The organism is Quadrisphaera sp. DVD1 (assembly GCF_058932755.1).
Genome location: NZ_JBZYWI010000247.1, coordinates 1 through 2,040, shown reverse-complemented (window position 1 = coordinate 2,040; position 2,040 = coordinate 1). Strand labels below are relative to the sequence as shown.

The 2,040-nt window shown below is 76.9% G+C and carries 1 protein-coding gene and 2 pseudogenes; 1 reads left to right on the top strand and 2 read right to left on the bottom strand.

Annotation, left to right across the window (positions count from 1 at the left end; all coding sequences use genetic code 11):
- A pseudogene (locus AC5FZL_RS16525) lies at window positions 1-293 on the bottom strand (hypothetical protein); the annotation flags it as partial.
- Window positions 294-345: 52 nt separating this feature from the next.
- The gene (gene ku, locus AC5FZL_RS16520) at window positions 346-1,413 is read right to left on the bottom strand and encodes a non-homologous end joining protein Ku (RefSeq protein ID WP_493619966.1); all 1,068 of its coding nucleotides are present in this window, start codon (window positions 1,411-1,413) and stop codon (window positions 346-348) included.
- 72 nt (window positions 1,414-1,485) lie between these two features.
- On the opposite strand from ku, the pseudogene AC5FZL_RS16515 reads away from it, so the two are divergent.
- Window positions 1,486-2,040, top strand: a pseudogene (locus tag AC5FZL_RS16515) (molybdopterin-dependent oxidoreductase); the annotation flags it as partial.

The following is a 2,040-nucleotide window of genomic DNA, read 5'->3' as shown; positions in this document are numbered from 1 at the left end:
GGGGCGCCGTGGACCACCGGGAGGTCGACGACGCGGCCCGCGGTGAGCTGCACCTCGCGCTCGAGCGGGACGGCGTCCGGGAAGGCCGCGGCGTCCAGCTCCAGGCCGACGACGGTGAGCGCGGCGGCGCCGTCGGGCACGCCGAGCTCCACCTGGACCACGCCGAGCTCGACGTCGCGCCGGTGCTGCTCCAGCGCGCCGGTGAGCGCCGGTGCGGGCTCGTCGGGGGTGCCGGCCGAGGAGCACCCCGCCAGCACCAGGACCACGAGCGCGAGCGCCGCCCCGCCTCTCACGGGGCCACGATCCCCGACCGGCGCACGGGAGGGAAGCGCGACGCGAGGCGCGTCAGGCGGTGCGGCGGCGGCGCGCCGGCTTCGCGGGCGCGGCGTCCTCGGCCGGGGCGGCCCCCGCGGGGGTCCTCGCGGCGGCCTTCGCCGGCGCCTTCGCGGCCGTCTTCGCGGGCGCCTTCGCGGCCGTCTTCGCGGGCGCCTTCGCGGGCGCCTTCGCGGCCGTCTTCGCAGCCGTCTTCGCAGGCGCCTTCACGGCGGTGGTCCTCGGGGCCGCCTTCGCGCGGGTCCGCTTCGGGGCTGCCGGCTCCTCGGCGGCTGCCGCCGCGGGCTCGCCGCGGCTGGCGCGGGCCCGCTCGACGCTGCGCTGCAGCGCGCTCAGCAGGTCGACCACCTGCGCGCCGCCGCCCTCGCCCGACTCCGCCTGGGCCGCCGGCGCCTGCACCTGGCCGCTGGAGACCTTGGCCTCGATGAGGGCGTGCACCGCGGCGGTGTAGCCGTCGGTGAACTCGCCGGGGTCGAAGTCGGCCGAGAGCGACTCCACGAGCGAGGAGGCCATCGCGAGCTCCTGCGGGCGCAGGGAGACGTCCTGCCCGAGCACCTCGAAGTCGGGCTCGCGCACCTCGTCGGGCCACAGCACCGTCTGCAGGCAGATGACGTCGCCGCGCACGCGCAGGATCGCCAGCGTCTCGCGCTGGCGCAGCGCCACCTTGACCACCGCCACCCGCGACGTCGCGGTCAGCGCCTCGCGCAGCAGCGCGTACGGCTTGGCGGCGGCCTTGTCGGGCTCCAGGTAGTACGCGGTGTCGAAGAGGATGGGGTCGACCTGCTCGGCCGGCACGAACTCGACGACGTCGATCTCGCGGCCGGTGGCCAGCGGCAGGTCGGCCAGGTCGGAGTCGGTGAGGACGACGAGCTCGCCGTCGGCCGTCTCGTAGCCCTTGGCGATCTCGCCGTAGGGCACGACCTCGCCGTCCACGCTGCACACGCGGGAGTACTTCACGCGGCCGCCGTCGGCGGCGTGCACCTGGTGGAACCGGACGTCGTTGCGCCCCGTGGCGGCGTAGACCCGGACCGGCACGTTGACCAGGCCGAAGGACACCGCACCCTTCCAGATCGCCCTCATGCGAGGAGCGTGGCGCCGATCCCGTGCGTGGCGCCACCCATCCTGGGCCGTCCGGGGGACGAACCTGGGGGTATGAACGCTGTGGACGCACCGCGCCGTCGCTCTGCGCGCACCCGGCGCGGCCTCGCCGCGCTGGCCGGGCTGGTCGCCGCGGCGCTGACCCTGGGCACCGCCGAGCTCGCGGCCGCGCTCGTGCGGACGTCGTCCTCGCCCCTGCTGGCGATCGGCTCGGCGTTCGTCGACCGCGTGCCGCTGTGGCTCAAGGACTTCGCGATCCGCACCTTCGGCAGCAACGACAAGGCGGTGCTGCTGGCCTCGATGGCCGTCGTCGTGGCGCTGCTGGCGGCGCTGGCCGGCGTCCTGGAGCTGGCCCGCCGCCGCGCGGGCGTCGCGCTCGTCGTGGTGCTGGGCCTGGTCTCGCTCGCCGCCACGGTCACCCGGGCGAGCGCCGGCCCGCTGGACGTCGTCCCCACCCTCGTCGGCTTCGGCCTCGGCGTGCTGGGGCTGCGGGCCATGGTCGACCGGCTGCGCCCGTCGCCCGTCCCGAGCGCCGACGGCTCGGGCCGGCGCTCGTTCCTCACCCTCGCCGCGGCCACCACCGGCATCGCCGTGGTCGCCGGGGTGGCC